The organism is Companilactobacillus jidongensis, assembly GCF_003946575.1.
In the GTDB taxonomy this organism is placed as follows: domain Bacteria; phylum Bacillota; class Bacilli; order Lactobacillales; family Lactobacillaceae; genus Companilactobacillus; species Companilactobacillus jidongensis.
In genome coordinates this window covers 70,031-84,555 of sequence record NZ_RHOP01000010.1, presented here as the reverse complement: position 1 = coordinate 84,555, position 14,525 = coordinate 70,031, and the positions used below count along the sequence as shown (strand labels likewise).

16 protein-coding genes and 1 riboswitch are annotated in these 14,525 nt (G+C 35.6%); of the genes, 1 reads left to right on the top strand and 15 read right to left on the bottom strand.

The window, feature by feature from the left end; genetic code table 11:
* Positions 1 to 7 precede the first annotated feature (7 nt).
* The 7 genes from murG to mraZ are packed head-to-tail and all read right to left on the bottom strand — an operon-like array spanning position 8 to position 7,408.
* Positions 8 to 1,117: an undecaprenyldiphospho-muramoylpentapeptide beta-N-acetylglucosaminyltransferase gene (gene murG / locus EKM68_RS07840; protein WP_125589511.1), complete on the bottom strand. Its 1,110-nt coding sequence runs from the start codon at positions 1,115 to 1,117 to the stop codon at positions 8 to 10.
* Positions 1,117 to 2,487: a UDP-N-acetylmuramoyl-L-alanine--D-glutamate ligase gene (gene murD, locus EKM68_RS07835; protein ID WP_125589509.1), complete on the bottom strand. Its 1,371-nt coding sequence runs from the start codon at positions 2,485 to 2,487 to the stop codon at positions 1,117 to 1,119. Before murD ends, murG begins: the two co-directional genes overlap by 1 nt.
* Positions 2,488 to 2,497: 10 nt before the next feature.
* Complete coding sequence (mraY, locus tag EKM68_RS07830; RefSeq protein ID WP_125589507.1) at positions 2,498 to 3,463, bottom strand: phospho-N-acetylmuramoyl-pentapeptide-transferase; 966 nt, start codon at positions 3,461 to 3,463, stop codon at positions 2,498 to 2,500.
* A gap of 26 nt (positions 3,464 to 3,489) precedes the next feature.
* Positions 3,490 to 5,655 carry a penicillin-binding transpeptidase domain-containing protein gene (locus EKM68_RS07825; RefSeq protein WP_125589505.1) on the bottom strand — a complete coding sequence of 722 codons (2,166 nt, stop codon included), beginning with the start codon at positions 5,653 to 5,655 and terminating at the stop codon, positions 3,490 to 3,492.
* On the bottom strand, positions 5,652 to 6,023 hold the full coding sequence (ftsL, locus tag EKM68_RS07820; protein ID WP_125589503.1) for a cell division protein FtsL: 372 nt from the start codon (positions 6,021 to 6,023) through the stop codon (positions 5,652 to 5,654). The genes EKM68_RS07825 and ftsL overlap by 4 nt, the downstream gene beginning before the upstream one ends.
* A gap of 13 nt (positions 6,024 to 6,036) precedes the next feature.
* Positions 6,037 to 6,987 (bottom strand): 16S rRNA (cytosine(1402)-N(4))-methyltransferase RsmH, encoded by a 951-nt coding sequence (gene rsmH, locus EKM68_RS07815; protein WP_125589501.1) that lies wholly within the window; start codon positions 6,985 to 6,987, stop codon positions 6,037 to 6,039.
* Complete coding sequence (gene mraZ / locus EKM68_RS07810; protein WP_125589499.1) at positions 6,977 to 7,408, bottom strand: division/cell wall cluster transcriptional repressor MraZ; 432 nt, start codon at positions 7,406 to 7,408, stop codon at positions 6,977 to 6,979. The genes rsmH and mraZ overlap by 11 nt, the downstream gene beginning before the upstream one ends.
* A gap of 235 nt (positions 7,409 to 7,643) precedes the next feature.
* On the opposite strand from mraZ, the gene EKM68_RS07805 reads away from it, so the two are divergent.
* Positions 7,644 to 7,763 (top strand): DUF4044 domain-containing protein, encoded by a 120-nt coding sequence (locus tag EKM68_RS07805; protein ID WP_125589497.1) that lies wholly within the window; start codon positions 7,644 to 7,646, stop codon positions 7,761 to 7,763.
* 57 nt (positions 7,764 to 7,820) lie between these two features.
* Here the strand turns inward: EKM68_RS07805 and thiT are convergent, their stop codons facing one another.
* The 8 genes from thiT to EKM68_RS07765 all read right to left on the bottom strand — a co-directional run bounded on the left by thiT (position 7,821) and on the right by EKM68_RS07765 (position 14,483).
* Entirely contained in the window at positions 7,821 to 8,393 is a 573-nt protein-coding gene (thiT, locus tag EKM68_RS07800; protein ID WP_125589551.1) for an energy-coupled thiamine transporter ThiT, read from the bottom strand.
* 62 nt (positions 8,394 to 8,455) lie between these two features.
* A riboswitch (TPP riboswitch) is annotated at positions 8,456 to 8,554 on the bottom strand.
* A 26-nt stretch (positions 8,555 to 8,580) separates the two neighbouring features.
* Entirely contained in the window at positions 8,581 to 9,381 is an 801-nt protein-coding gene (gene minD / locus EKM68_RS07795) for a septum site-determining protein MinD (RefSeq protein WP_125589495.1), read from the bottom strand.
* 2 nt (positions 9,382 to 9,383) lie between these two features.
* On the bottom strand, positions 9,384 to 10,046 hold the full coding sequence (locus EKM68_RS07790) for a septum site-determining protein MinC (RefSeq protein WP_125589493.1): 663 nt from the start codon (positions 10,044 to 10,046) through the stop codon (positions 9,384 to 9,386).
* Complete coding sequence (gene mreD, locus EKM68_RS07785) at positions 10,043 to 10,585, bottom strand: rod shape-determining protein MreD (protein ID WP_125589491.1); 543 nt, start codon at positions 10,583 to 10,585, stop codon at positions 10,043 to 10,045. The genes EKM68_RS07790 and mreD overlap by 4 nt, the downstream gene beginning before the upstream one ends.
* On the bottom strand, positions 10,585 to 11,448 hold the full coding sequence (gene mreC / locus EKM68_RS07780; protein ID WP_125589489.1) for a rod shape-determining protein MreC: 864 nt from the start codon (positions 11,446 to 11,448) through the stop codon (positions 10,585 to 10,587). The genes mreD and mreC overlap by 1 nt, the downstream gene beginning before the upstream one ends.
* A gap of 42 nt (positions 11,449 to 11,490) precedes the next feature.
* Complete coding sequence (locus tag EKM68_RS07775) at positions 11,491 to 12,492, bottom strand: rod shape-determining protein (protein WP_125589487.1); 1,002 nt, start codon at positions 12,490 to 12,492, stop codon at positions 11,491 to 11,493.
* Positions 12,493 to 12,585: 93 nt separating this feature from the next.
* A complete protein-coding gene (gene radC, locus EKM68_RS07770; RefSeq protein WP_225422982.1) occupies positions 12,586 to 13,221 on the bottom strand; it encodes a RadC family protein in 636 nt (211 codons plus the stop codon).
* An 11-nt stretch (positions 13,222 to 13,232) separates the two neighbouring features.
* Positions 13,233 to 14,483, bottom strand: a complete 1,251-nt coding sequence (locus tag EKM68_RS07765; protein ID WP_125589484.1) for a bifunctional folylpolyglutamate synthase/dihydrofolate synthase — start codon at positions 14,481 to 14,483, stop codon at positions 13,233 to 13,235.
* Between the last annotated feature and the right edge of the window lie 42 nt (positions 14,484 to 14,525).

The window sequence follows — 14,525 nt, the reverse complement described above, 5'->3', positions numbered from 1 at the left end:
CTCAACATTATTTATTTACTAAACTAGTCATTACTTTGATCAATCGATCAGATGCATCAGGAACTCCATTTTGCTTAGATGCATCTGACATCTTTTCTTGAACATCTTTATCATTCATGATTCGATTGATCTCAGCAAACAATCCATCTGCAGTTAATTCAGATTCTGGAATCATTGTAGCTGCACCATTCTTAGCCACTGACATCGCATTTTTAGTTTGATGATCATGCGTTACATAAGGACTCGGAATGAAAATTGATGGGATACCCAAAGCAGTAATCTCAGCAATACTAGTTGCACCACTGCGTCCAACAATTAGATTAATGTCAGGTAATACTTCTGGCATATTATCAATATATGGTAATACAGAGATATTTGCACTGTTTAAGTACTTTTCATCGATCTTCTTCATTACATCATCGTAATGAACGCGACCTGTAACAAACAAAACTTGATAATTCTCACTAGAAAACTTTTCCATTGAATCAATTGCGGCATTATTAATTGGCGTTGCACCACGTGAACCACCAAATATCATCACTGTCGGAACCCCTGGCGTTAAACTCAGTTCCTTCAGACGGTCATTGGGTTTAATTCCTACAGCTTCTTGAGCACGAGGATTCCCAGTAAAGGCAATTTTACGTTTCTCTGGAAACTGATCTTGTGCTTCCTTGAAGGCAATGGCAATACGATCAACAAAATGTCCTAGAAACTTGTTCGTTACACCAGCAATTGAGTTTTGTTCATGAATAACTGTCGGTATATGTAAACGATGTGCCGCATATACAACCGAACTTGAAACATAACCACCAGTACCAATAACGATGTCTGGATTAAAGTCCTTAACGATTTTTTTGGACTTGCCAACACTAGATAAGAATAATTCCATAACTTTTACATTTTCCAAAGTCAGCTTACGTTTAAAGCCCTTGATCTCAATTGTTTCAAACTTAATACCCGCCTGCTTGACAATTTTGCTCTCTAAGCCCTTTTCGGTACCAACGTACAAAACATCATCGATCATATCACGCTCTTTTAAACGCTTGATAAGCGCCATTGCGGGATAAATATGACCACCGGTACCACCACCGGATACAATAACTCGTAGTTTATCCATTAGTTTTCCCCTTTTAGTGCTTCAACCTCATCAATATACTGGTCTCCACGTTGTTCGAAGGTATCAAATTGATCCCAACTTGCAGCAGCTGGTGATAGTAAAACAACTTCCCCTTCGTTACTTTGACGATATGCTTCTGGAACGGCTTCTTTTAAATTTTTAACTTTAGTAATACTACTAATTTCTGCTTTCTTAGCCGCATCAACCATCTTGTCGGCAGTTTGACCATACAAAACAATATTTTTAACTTTGCCCTTCAAATGAGGTACAAGTTCATCAAAACCATTGCCACGATCAAGTCCCCCAGCAATAAGAACGATTGGTTCTTTGAAAGCACTCAAGGCAACTATAGTTGCTTCGGTGTTTGTAGCTTTAGAATCATTATAAAATTTTCGACCATTAAATTTATCTACATATTGGATACGATGTTTAACACCCTTAAATGATGCCAGAATATCAATTATATCTTCATTACTCACATCAAAAAGTTTAGCAACATTAATGGCTGCCAACGCATTTTGAACATTATGTTCACCAGGAATTTGTATTGAGTCAGTATTCATAACAAATTCCTTATTGAAGTAAATTTCGTTGTTCTTTGCGTATGCTCCATTAGTCAATTCTTGTTCATCAGAAAATGGATTAATAATTGCTTTTGATTGTTTAGCTAAATTACGCCATTCTTCTGTATTCCAGTTCACAATAAAGTAATCATCTTTTGTCTGATTCTTTGTAATATGCATTTTAGCCTTAATATAATTTTCACGGTTTCCATGAAAATCAAGATGTGTTGAATAAATATTATTAAGCACAGCAACATGTGGATGTAATTCGATGGTTCCTTCAAGTTGAAAACTCGATAATTCAGTTACAACAACGTCGTCTTTGGTTGCCTTTTGAATAACGTCAGAAATAGGAATACCGATATTACCAGCATAGTAAGATTTTTTGAATTTAGGAGAATGTGCCAACATCAATTGAATCAATGTCGTTACGGTCGTTTTACCATTAGTTCCTGTAACAGCAACCATTGTCGCATCAGAAAAACTATATGCAATTTCTGGTTCTGTAACAACTGGTACACCAATTTTTTGCGCATGCTTTATCAATTCATTTGAATATGGGATTCCAGGATTCTTGACAACATAATCATATGAATCATCAATTAGGCTGGCATCGTTACTACCAGTAATAACCTTGAAACCATCATCAAGCAATTGCTTGGCTTCATCATTACCTTCAAGTGGATTCGAATCAACTACAGTTACATCTGAATTCATTTTTTTCAGTAATTTTGCGACTGCAAAGCCACTTTTTGCAAGACCTAAAACCAATATTTTTTTATTTGAATAATTACTTTTTGTTTTCATAACTGACTTCCTACATAAATAAAATTAAATAAATTCCTGAACAAATAATACCAACGATCCAAAAAACAATATCAACTTTCCATTCATTCCAACCTAACATTTCAAAATGATGATGAATTGGTGTCATCTTAAAAATTCGACGATGGAAAACTTTGAATGAGAAAACTTGTAACATAACACTAGCAGTTTCAAGTACGTAAACTAAGCCAATCAATAATAATGACCAGTATCTTCCTAATAAAATCGAAATGGCTGCTAATCCAGCTCCTAATGCAAGTGAACCAACATCACCCATAAAGATTCTGGCAGGTTTGTGATTAAAGACCAAAAACGCTAACAATGCTCCGACAACTGAAAAACAGATAATTGCCAAGTCGGTCCGATTCTGATAAAGCGAAATATAACCGTAAGTTGCATATGAAATAGTTCCTAATCCACCAAGCAATCCATCCAATCCATCGGTCAAATTAGTAGCATTAGAAAACCCAACTAACCAGAAAACTGTGAATAGAACAAAAATCACTGCCGAATTAATTGAAAATAGACCAGGAATCGAAAAGTTCATTGGTAATTGGTCATCGTTGTATACATATAAGAAAATGGCAGCAACAATAATTTGTAGAATCAATTTTTGGTAAGCCTTAAGACCCAAATTTCTCTTCTTGAAGACCTTTATAAAGTCATCGACAAATCCAATACATCCATACAGAACAATAACAAATGTCGTAATTAATAACGAATGTGTCAATTGTCCTTGCCAAAGACCGACCCACAAACTAGTTACAGCAGTTGCTAAAATTATTAAGAGACCACCCATTGTAGGTGTACCTGATTTTTTTTCATGCCATTTTGGTCCCTCTTCACGAATAGATTGACCCTCTTTATGTGCTATCAAATAGCCGATCAAGAATGGCATCAAGATGGCAACAATTGCTGCAGCACTAGCAATGTCTATAACAATATTACTAAGTTCCATAAAAATCCCCTTAATTATTTAACAATTTATTTGTTTTTCAACGTAATTATAATTTTACCACTGTCACTAATCACATGGCCTTTTTCAACAGATTGTTTAGTAACATATCCGTCTCCCTTGGTCGTAACTTGTGCTCCAGTAACTTCAGCAAACTTCATTACATCATTCTTAGACCAACCAGTTAAATCAGGCATTGTCATGGCGCCATTAGTTAGTAAGACAATCCTTTGACCAGGCATAACTTTTTCGCCACTAGCTGGTAGCTGTTGAACAACTTTATTACCGGTACCAATAATACCAGTTTGTAGACCCATTTTTGTAATTTCTTTTGTAGCTTCCTCAGTTGTATTATTCAACAGGCTAGGAATACTTACATATTGGCTTCCAGCATCTGTAGTATTAGTTTGTGCTTGGCCTTGACTCACCAGGCGTGTAACCAATGGATTGAATATTTCTGATAAGATTTTTTCAGGTGATTCCGTCATTTGCTGTGGTTGCTGCATCGTTATATACACAATGTAATTTGGATTATTGTAAGGAACTAACCCAGCCACTGAGAAAATATAATTGTTATTACCAGTCAAATACCCACCGCTCGGCGATGCAATCTGTGCTGTACCAGTTTTAACTCCAACCTTGACACCAGGGACATTATAAACCAGACCAGTACCATAATTCTTTGTAACGACTTGGCGCATTGCCTTCTGAACCTGTTTCGCAGTACTTGCCTTAATTGGTGTTCCAACTACTGTGCGCTTATACGTTTTTGTCGTCTTACCAGTTGTCGGGTCAACTATCTTCTGAATGATTTGTGGCTTGATCATTTTACCGCCATTTGCAATTGCTGAAAATGCTTGTAACATCTGCATATCATTCACATTGACACTTTGTCCAAACGAAGTCATGGCTTGATCACTTGCATGTTCAAACGAAATACTTCCTGCGACCTCACCCGGTAAATCAACATTAGTTTTATCCCCAATATGGAACTTCTTCATATATTCCATCCAAGTTTTTGAGCCCATTTCTTCTTCAAGATGAACCATACCGACATTTGATGAACGTGGGAACGCTTCTGAAACAGGAATATAACCCCATCCAGCATTATTCCAATCACTAATTGTACGTCCACCAACTTCAACAGAGCCTGACTTATACAATTCATTAGGCTTATAATTACCAGAATCAATTGATGCTGATAAAGTCAAAATCTTCATAACGGAGCCAGGTTCAAACTGATCCTCAACTAAGGTATCACGCCAACTATCAGATAATCCCTTCTTAGTAGTTGGATTGAAGGTTGGACGTTGAGTGGCAGCTTCAATGGCCCCTGTCTTAGCGTTCATAACTAAAACTTGTAAGTTTTTAGGTACATATTTGTCCTGAATCTGTTGAGCCAAAATTTCAGCATATTGTTGAATTCGACTATTAAGCGTTAGATAGATATTTGATCCGTCGACAGAACTCTTCTCAATAACTTGAGAACCCGGCAGCTCATTACCATTTGAATCAACTTTGGTAACTCTCTTACCATTTTTACCCGTTAAAAGCTTATTGAAATACTTTTCAATACCCATAACACCACTAATATTGCTGTTAGTATCATTAGCATTATCAGCTTTTGTAATTCCGACTAAGTTAGTAGCAAAAACCCCATTGGGATATGATCTTGAGGGCAACTCAACAAAATGAATTCCCGGCAGATTTTTGTTTTTGATTTTATTTTTTATTTCAATTGACAGTCCACGGCCAGCTTGGCCAAATTCAACTTGATACTGTCCTTTGTTTTTGGGAGTCAAAAACTTCATGACTTCTTTTTTTGATAGTGGTAAATACTTACTCAAAATCTTTGCGGTTTGTTGCTTATTAATAACATGATCAGACTTGCCATCAGTTGTCTTGGCTTTCTTATCTAAAACAGCATAAATATTATAGATAGTAGAATCACCAGCAATCATATCGCCATTTGTATCAAGAATGTCGCCACGCTTAGCATTGACCTTTGATGTTCGTTCATATTTCATCTTTGTTCTCTGTTCCAAATTAACGCCGTTATATTCTTTGCGCGTTGAAATAGACGCAAAGCGGTATATACAGACAATAAAAAAAAGGGCAGTCGCAATCAATATTATCCCACCAACGATATAATGATTGCGTCTTGCCTTATTTTTAAATATTTTCCCAAATTTCATTTCGATACGTTCCTTACGTTTTTGTTACTCATTTTTAAGTTATGTTTTTTGGCAAAGGCTGAAAGACGATCAAAACTGGTCATCTCAGAAATTTCTTGGCGTAAGTTTACGTTATCTGTATTTACTTGTGTTATTTGCGTTGAGATATGATCCAAGTTATTTTGAGCGGAAGTCATAGAAACCTTGATACTTACCAACGAAACCATCAAAATCAACGTTAAAAAGCCAAGACCAACTATTAAAGTTGCCTCTAATTTTGATAACGCTACTTTATGAGTTGCTGGCTTTGGTGCGCCAGCAGGATTTGATTGTGGTTGTTCCACTGTTTCATAATTTGCTAGATTTCTAGCTGTGCTTTCTCTCATCATAAATTCTCCATAACTAAATCTTCTCAACAACACGTAATTTTGCACTATGTGCACGATTATTTTCGTCTAATTCATCTTCACTAGGTAAAATTGGCTTCCTAGTAATTTGTTGTAATAACGGTTTTAAATTGTCTGGTACTACAGGGAGTCCCCTTGGCAGATCAATTTCTGAATTTTCTTTGAAAATGTGTTTTACAATTCGATCTTCTTTAGATTGGAATGTAATAACGCTTATTCTGCCCTTAGGGGCTAACAAATGAATTGCTTGTTCTAATGATCTTTCGAGTGATCCAAGCTCGTCATTAACTGCAATTCTTATAGCTTGAAAAATTCTCTTTGCTGGATGTCCACCAGTACGTCGTCTCGCAGCTGGAATAGAATTTTTAATAATGTCAGCTAACTCCAACGTAGATGTTATACGATGATCTTCCCTTGTACGCTCGATCGAACGAGCAATTTGTTTAGAAAACTTTTCATCACTATATTTGAAAAAAATACTTATCAAATCATTGTATGACCAATCATTGACTATTTTTTCAGCGTCTAATTCTTGACGTTGATCCATTCTCATATCTAATCTAGCTTCTTTTTTATAGCTAAATCCACGAACAGCATCATCAAATTGTGGTGATGAAACACCTAAGTCATACACAATTCCGTCAACAGCTGTAACGTCCAATTCATTCAAACGTTCTTTCATGTTTTCAAAATTATCACGAATCAATATTAATTTATTTGTACCAATAATATCCGGATTATTTTCGATTTCTTCGCCAGTCTTAATTGCGGCTTCATCACGATCAAAAGCATAAACAGTACTGTTATGAATGCGACTTAATAATTCCTTAGTGTGTCCTCCACGACCAAAAGTAGCATCAACAAAGATTGCATTATCCCGTGGATTAACCTCGTCTATTGTTTCTTTTAATAATACTGTCTTATGTACAAATTCTTTAGAAGTCAAAGTCTGTCATTTTCTCCGATATTTCTTCAAAGTTATCCTCGGCTTGTTGGTTGAACTCATCCCATTTTGTTTCATCCCAAATTTCAATTCGATCTGAAACACCAACTACCACACAATTCTTTTTTAATTTAGCAAATTCTATTAAAGACGACGATAAGTTAACTCGACCTTGCTTATCAAATTCCATTTCACCTGCGGCAGAATAGAAAAATCTAGTGAAAGCACGAGCATCCTTCTTAGTTAAAGGCAATTTATCTAACTGAGCCTCAAGCTTGCTCCATTGTTCCATGGAATATCCAAATAGACAGCCATCCATACCACGAGTAATTACAAAAGCATCGCCAATTTCCTTACGAAACTTCGCAGGAATAATTATTCGACCCTTACTATCAATCGTGTGATGAAACTCTCCCATGAACATCCATAGTTCACCTCAATTCTTTAACACTTTCTAATTTACCACAAATCACCACAATTAACCACTTCATATTGTGAAAAATGACACTGATATGTGTAAAACGTTTTATTTATTGATGTATCAGCATATGCCGTGGTGGGGGATCTTCCCAAAAGTAGTATATTTCGACCAGAAATGTTGCATAATTACCCCATGTGAAGTAAGATTTCTCATATATAAAAACTAGGTGGTGGAACGTTTGAACGACGAAAAAAAGCCTAAAAGCACTTTAACAAAAATTACCCAAGTGGTTGTTTGGTTAATGATTTTGGTAACGATCGGTGGCATTGTCCTCGGATCATTGATGAGCTTTATCTAAAAAGACAAAAAAATAGTGCAGAATCAGATTTTTCAATCCTGATTCTGCACTATTTTTTTAATTTCTAGTTATGATAAATCTCTTAAATACGCGTGTTAATAATACTAACAGTATTAACAACATAATCATATTTGCTATAAAACTACCACCGTTAATAACTAAAGAATAGATCCACGGATTCATTGTCTTCGGTGCATATGCTCCCCAATAAATACCTCCAGCAATAAAATGTAAGAAATACTTTACCAAGAAACCTATCGCCGAATAAAAAATGATCAATCCCAACGGATTTTTATTTTCATTAATTCTATTCTTGACCCGAACACTACCTAATCCTACTAATCCAACCGCTGCGAAAGCCAGAGGATATTCGACTAACCCTTGAAGTGGATTCAAAAATCCTCCACTACTGAATCCCTTCAAGATCAAATCCAAGATTCCCCAGACAAAACCAGCGGTTAAACCAGGTTTCAGTCCTCTTCTCAATGCGTAAATAGTCATTGGAATCAAACCATACTCGACTTGGATCGACGATACACCCAAATCGTGAGGTACAAAAGATAATGCTTGTGCAGCAGCGACGATGATTGCCCCTTCTGTCAGCACCACCAAACTATTTGTTTTAGACATTGCTTTAGCCACAAAAAAACTCCCTTCTGATTTCAGTCATCACAAGAGAGTTCGAGTTTTTATTTACTTGAACAACACTATCCCTACGCATGTACTGGCATAACAGGTTTAAAGGGTCTGAACTTAATCACTCTCAGCCAAAGGCTCCCCCTGTGTTGACTATTTAATTAAAATCATTGTACCATTATTATTTTTTTCTACCAAATACTCTGCTGAAAAAGCCAGTTTTTTTGTCGCCATTGAAAATATCTAATGGAATGTTCTCACCCAACATACGATGAGCAATATTTCGATAACTATGACCTGCATCGCTATTGTTATCTGAAATAACCGTTCGACCAGCATTTGATGCCGCAATCACATCGTCTTCATCAACCACTACACCCAATAGAGGAATTCTTAGATGATTAACGATATCATCAATTCTCATTGAAGTTCCCTCATTAATCATGTTTTTTCGAACGCGATTAATTATCAAATGTGGTGTTATAGGCATTTTCATACTTTCTAAAATGCCAACGACTCGATCAGCATCACTAACTGATGCCAATTCAGGATTTGTGACAACAATTGCTCCATCAGCAACCGTAACAGCATTCTGAAATCCATATTCGATACCAGCAGGACAATCGATCATTACAAAATCAAATCTTTGCTTCAAATATGTAATAATTCTTCTAACTGAATCTTGATCCAACACATACTTGTCAGCAAACTGTGATGCCGCTAATAAATACAAATTGTCTTCAAATCTAGGATCTCTCACCAATGCTTGTGATAAAACTACTCGATTTTGTGCTACATCAACAATGTCATAAACAATTCGATTTGTAAGCCCCAATACAGCATCTAAATTTCTTAATCCAATATCAAGATCCACCATACAAACTTTTTTGCCAAGGCTTGCTAAGACGGAACTAATATTAGCGGTTGTCGTTGTTTTACCAACTCCGCCTTTACCGGACGTTACAACAATAGATATCCCCATAACTAAACCGTCCCTTTTCTTGAATTACTCATAACCTCTTTATAATCTTGTAAATCATTAACACTAATTGAATGCATATCGTCAATATAAGCAAATTGATGATTATGAAGTTCATCAGCATTATCATCCGTAACTATTTCGATAACATCCGCAATTCGCAATTGAGCCGCATGCCTCAAATTACCAAAGATAGCTGCACTTGTGTTATCAGGAAAACCAGCCTGGACAATACCATTTACTTTTCCAAGGATATAAATTGAACCATTGGTGCTAATTTGTGCACCTTCATGAAGGACACCCAAGAATAACACATCGCCTTCAAATTCTAATCTTTGACCACTTCTAACAATACCTGTTTCAATGTTCATTTTATTAGCTTTCAAAAGTTTGGATACTTCAAGTCTTGAATCAACTTCAGAAATAATATCTTTGATTTCAATTTGAGGATACTCTGTAAAAGTTTTTTTAACTTCTTTTATTTGAGCATCAGTTAAAAGGCGATTTCCCGTCTTAATAGTAAATTGAATAACATCGTCATCAGCAGAGCCGATATTTTGTTTAAGAATTAATTCTTTCAAGTCTTTCAACGCTTGTTGGAAGTCACTCTCATCGTTAATGATTACAACAAATCCCTCTTTACTGCCTTTAAGAGTGACGTTGCTCATTTACTTTCCCTCCTATATTTGACCAACCAATCGCTTAAATTTGCCAATGGAATATACAGTATGAAGAATACGACCATATTCCAAAGTAACGTTGGTCCTAATACATATGTTATGAAATCAAAAACATTAGTGCTTGTTTGTTGAAGTAATCTTTCTAAAACATAGATTCCTGATTGTAAAAATGTTAGTGCTAGAAAATAAATTGATAATTCATAACCAATATTTGCTTTTACAAATAAGAACTTGAAATGATCGATACCTACCATGATGAGCGGTAAAAGAACTGTGTACAATCCAATAATTCCATAATAATACGAATCGTATACTAATCCGAAAACAATACCATAGGTCAATAATTGGCGACGATCATCAATTCTCATTGTTAACAGCACAATTGCCATTAACATAATCTGTGGCAAAATCATGAAGTCTCCAGTATTCATGTTGTTTAAGAATGCCCACTTCATCAAACCGTCAAGATAGAAAGCTAGCAGCAGAAATATAACTTGTCCGACGATCTTTCGAGTTTTGATATTCATTATTGACCACCACTAACCGATGACTTGATGACTGTAACAACAGTAAAGTTTCTTAACTCAGCTGCTGGAGTTATATAAACAGAATTAGTCATACCATAATTATCTTTTTTAATTCCGTAAACTTTACCAATATACAATCCACGTGGTGTTCTTCCACCTAGACCAGATGTGATGATACGTTGACCTTTTTTAATACCCTTAGTTGAATTGACATTTTCCATAACTAATTTACCTGATGAACTATCATAACGACTAACAACACCAGTAACCGCATTGTTATTATCATCTAATATTTCAGATGCAAACTTATCGTTCAATTCATTATTAGTTGAAATCAACTCGACTTTTGAACTGACTTTATCAACCTCAATAATTCGTCCAATCAATCCCTTACCAGACATAACTGGCATGTTCTTCTTTAAACCACTGGCCGTACCACGATTTATAGTCAAATAACTTTGCCAACTGCTTGGTGAGCGACTCAAGACGGATGCATTAATTGTCGAATAATCGGTTAAAGTACCGTTTAATTTCAATTCTTGTTTTAATTTTTTGTTCTCATCTTGAACAACTTTTAATTTTGCTTGATTTTGAGCTAATTCATCTATTCTTGCCTTCAAGTGCTTATTCTCTGTATATGTATTATACAAATCAGAGAACTCTGAAGAAGCGTTCTTAACAGCGTTAGTTGGATATGCAAACACACCACCAACAATGCTAACAACGTCATTCCCCACTTGCTGAACAGCAGGAGGAGTTTCTTTGTTATCGCGAATATTTACGGTTACCGCTAAAAGTCCAAAAGTCACGATAAGAATTACCATTAGAATAATTAACTTTTTGTTTGAAAAAAACTTTTGCATTGCTTCCTCCTACAGTAAACAAAAAAAACGGGATTAACCCGCTTATTTTTGACGACGCATTACATCGATATTTTTAAGTGATTCTCCAGTACCGATGGCTACACAATCTAGTGGGTCTTGAGCAATGAATACAGGTACTCCAGTTGCTTCAGAAATAACTTCTGGCAAATGATGTAACAATGCTCCACCACCAGTAAGTACAATACCGTGATCAATTACGTCAGCAGCAATTTCAGGCGATGTCTCTTCAAGTGTTTCTTTGATTGTATCAATGATTTCTTGAACATCTTCATGAATAGCTGTGGCAATGTCTTCACCAGTTAATTGAATAGTCTTTGGAAGACCTGTAACTAAATCTCTACCACGGATTTGCATTGTTTCAAGTTCTTTAGCTTTCTCGATTGAAGCTGAACCAACTTGAATCTTAACATCTTCGGCGGTTCTCTCACCGATTTGTAAGTTGAAGTTTGTCTTGATATAAGCTGAGATAGATTCATCGAACTTATCACCAGCAACACGAATTGAACGTGATGAAACAATACCACCAAGTGAAATAGTAGCAACATCAGTAGTACCACCACCAATATCAACAACCATATTACCGGTTGGATCCATAACTGGAAGTCCAGCACCGATAGCAGCTGCGAATGGTTCTTCGATTACATAGGCTTCTCTGGCACCCGCATGCTGAGTAGCTTCAATAACAGCTCTCTTTTCAACTTCTGTGACACCACTTGGTACGCAAACCATAACTGATGGTTTAGAATTACCGGCAGTTTTTTCGATGAAATATTTCATCATTGCTGCAGTAGTATCATAATCAGCGATAACGCCGTCTCTCATGGGGCGAATGGCTGAAATACTTCCTGGAGTACGTCCGATCATTTCACGAGCATCGGAACCAACGGCAACGATTTCTCCAGTATTATTGTTCTTTGCAACGACTGATGGCTCGTTTAAAACGATGCCTTTACTTTCAGCATAAACAAGGGTATTAGCGGTTCCCAAGTCTATTCCTAATTTTTTTGATCCAATACCAAACAATTTATATTCTCTCCTTTAAAGTACACACCACATTTTACGCTATCCAAAATTATATCATACAAAAGACCAATTTAAAGTAGTCCAAAGACATACCTAAATAATTTTTTGTGATTTCAGACTTGAATGCGTATTTTTTGTAACAATAATATGATCAATTAGATTGATTCCCATTAGTTGACAGCATTTAAGCAGTCTCAAAGAAAAATTTTTATCGTTCTCAGAAGGCTCATTTCGACCACTTGGATGATTATGTGCAACAACAATCTGTGTTGCCGAAACATACAATGCCTCTCGAATAATATCTCGAGGATGCACGGTTGCAGCATCCGTTGTTCCAACAAAAATTATTTTCTCAGCTATTACATGATAACCATTATCTAAATAAACAGCTACTAATTTCTCTTGTGGTGAGTTACCGATTTTTTTTATTAAATGTTTACTCAAACTGGATAAATCAACAATCTGATTCAAAACAGAATCGATCTCTAATTTTCTTTGTCCTAACTCCAAAGCAGCTAAAATTTTGCATGCTTGAGCTATACCAATTCCCTTATGTGAAATCAATTGTTCCATATTCAAATTCAAGTTTTGAGATTTAAGAACTATTTCATCTGCAAGTTCAATTACATTTTGACCCTTAGTACCGTTGCCTAGTATCACAGCAACTAATTCGTTAGTCCCTAAAGATTTAATTCCATTTTTTGTAATTCGTTCTCGTAAGTTTACCATTATACTCTAAATTACGAGAAGTATGACTCCAACTCCGAAACTAAATAAAACGATCCAGTAACCAATAAAATCTGTTCATCCTGCAAATTATCAACAAGATCATTCAAACATTTAATGTCATCGTCGACATAAGTAACATTATGATACTTAGAAAAATCATAATCGTCAGCTTTCGCGGCACGTGGCATATTTAAACTAGTTACGTGAACCTCTTTTGTATTAGCAGAAAGAAAGTCCAAAATATCATGTCGATTTTTGTCCTTCATTCCAGCATACACTGTAATTATATCTTTATTATGGTCATTTGTTATTAAAGAATTGATTAAATTATTAATTGCAGCCAAATTATGCGCCCCATCAAGGATAATCAACGGATTTTTATGGACGATTTGTAATCTAGCAGGCAGTTTCTTATTTTCGATCTTCTTAATAACTCGTTTAATATCATAATTTTGGTCATGTTGCTTCTTATAACAAATGAAAGTTTGGATAGCAACTGCAGCATTAATTGCTGTTGTTTTTTCGATTCCAGTGATTTTTACTGACACATTTTCAAATTCAAAACTTATTTTATAATCTTTTATCCGAAAATCATTAATATTTATTCCATGATTATATTCATAAACTTGACTGTTCAAATCTTTAGCATGGTTCAAAATTATATCACGCACTGACTCTTGTAAGAATCCAGTTACTAAAGGTTTATTAGGCTTGATGATCCCAGATTTCTCAACCGCAATATCCTGAATCGTTGGTCCTATCAATTGTTCATGATCCATAGCGATTGAAGTTATTACTGACACGTCTGGATCAATAACATTGGTTTTGTCATGGGTTGCTCCGATGCCAACTTCAATGATTGCCACGTCTACACGTCCCTTGAAGTACAAGAATCCCATACAAGTAACAAACTCAAACTCTGACAGTGTATTCTCATCGATTTTATCAATTATATAGTTCACCAAATCTAATAGCTCACTATCACCAATCATTTGATGACTAATTTGAATTCTCTCATTAAAGATATTAATAAACGGTGAGGTAAACATCCCTACACGTTCGCCACTAGCTTCCAATAAGTTGGATAAATAATTGCAAACACTGCCCTTACCATTGGTACCCGTGATATGAAGGGTTGGATAATCATTCTGAGGATTACCTAATTTATCAAGTGCAGATTTAATTCGATCTAGTTTATTCGTCCGATGAAATTTTGGTAATGCGTGAATATATTCAATAGCTTCTTGATAACTGTTAAGCATTATATTCCTTTCATAAATCAAAAAAAGAGAGAGACAAATAAA

Coding starts and splice junctions, on each gene's coding strand:
- minD (WP_125589495.1), bottom strand. CDS start 9,381: ATGGGGATATCTATTGTTGTAACGTCCGGTAAAGGCGGAGTTGGTAAA.
- mraZ (WP_125589499.1), bottom strand. CDS start 7,408: ATGTTCATGGGAGAGTTTCATCACACGATTGATAGTAAGGGTCGAATA.
- EKM68_RS07765 (WP_125589484.1), bottom strand. CDS start 14,483: ATGCTTAACAGTTATCAAGAAGCTATTGAATATATTCACGCATTACCA.
- murG (WP_125589511.1), bottom strand. CDS start 1,117: ATGGATAAACTACGAGTTATTGTATCCGGTGGTGGTACCGGTGGTCAT.
- EKM68_RS07790 (WP_125589493.1), bottom strand. CDS start 10,046: ATGAGCAACGTCACTCTTAAAGGCAGTAAAGAGGGATTTGTTGTAATC.
- mreD (WP_125589491.1), bottom strand. CDS start 10,585: ATGAATATCAAAACTCGAAAGATCGTCGGACAAGTTATATTTCTGCTG.
- mraY (WP_125589507.1), bottom strand. CDS start 3,463: ATGGAACTTAGTAATATTGTTATAGACATTGCTAGTGCTGCAGCAATT.
- mreC (WP_125589489.1), bottom strand. CDS start 11,448: ATGCAAAAGTTTTTTTCAAACAAAAAGTTAATTATTCTAATGGTAATT.
- murD (WP_125589509.1), bottom strand. CDS start 2,487: ATGAAAACAAAAAGTAATTATTCAAATAAAAAAATATTGGTTTTAGGT.
- ftsL (WP_125589503.1), bottom strand. CDS start 6,023: ATGATGAGAGAAAGCACAGCTAGAAATCTAGCAAATTATGAAACAGTG.
- EKM68_RS07825 (WP_125589505.1), bottom strand. CDS start 5,655: ATGAAATTTGGGAAAATATTTAAAAATAAGGCAAGACGCAATCATTAT.
- thiT (WP_125589551.1), bottom strand. CDS start 8,393: ATGTCTAAAACAAATAGTTTGGTGGTGCTGACAGAAGGGGCAATCATC.
- radC (WP_225422982.1), bottom strand. CDS start 13,221: ATGGTAAACTTACGAGAACGAATTACAAAAAATGGAATTAAATCTTTA.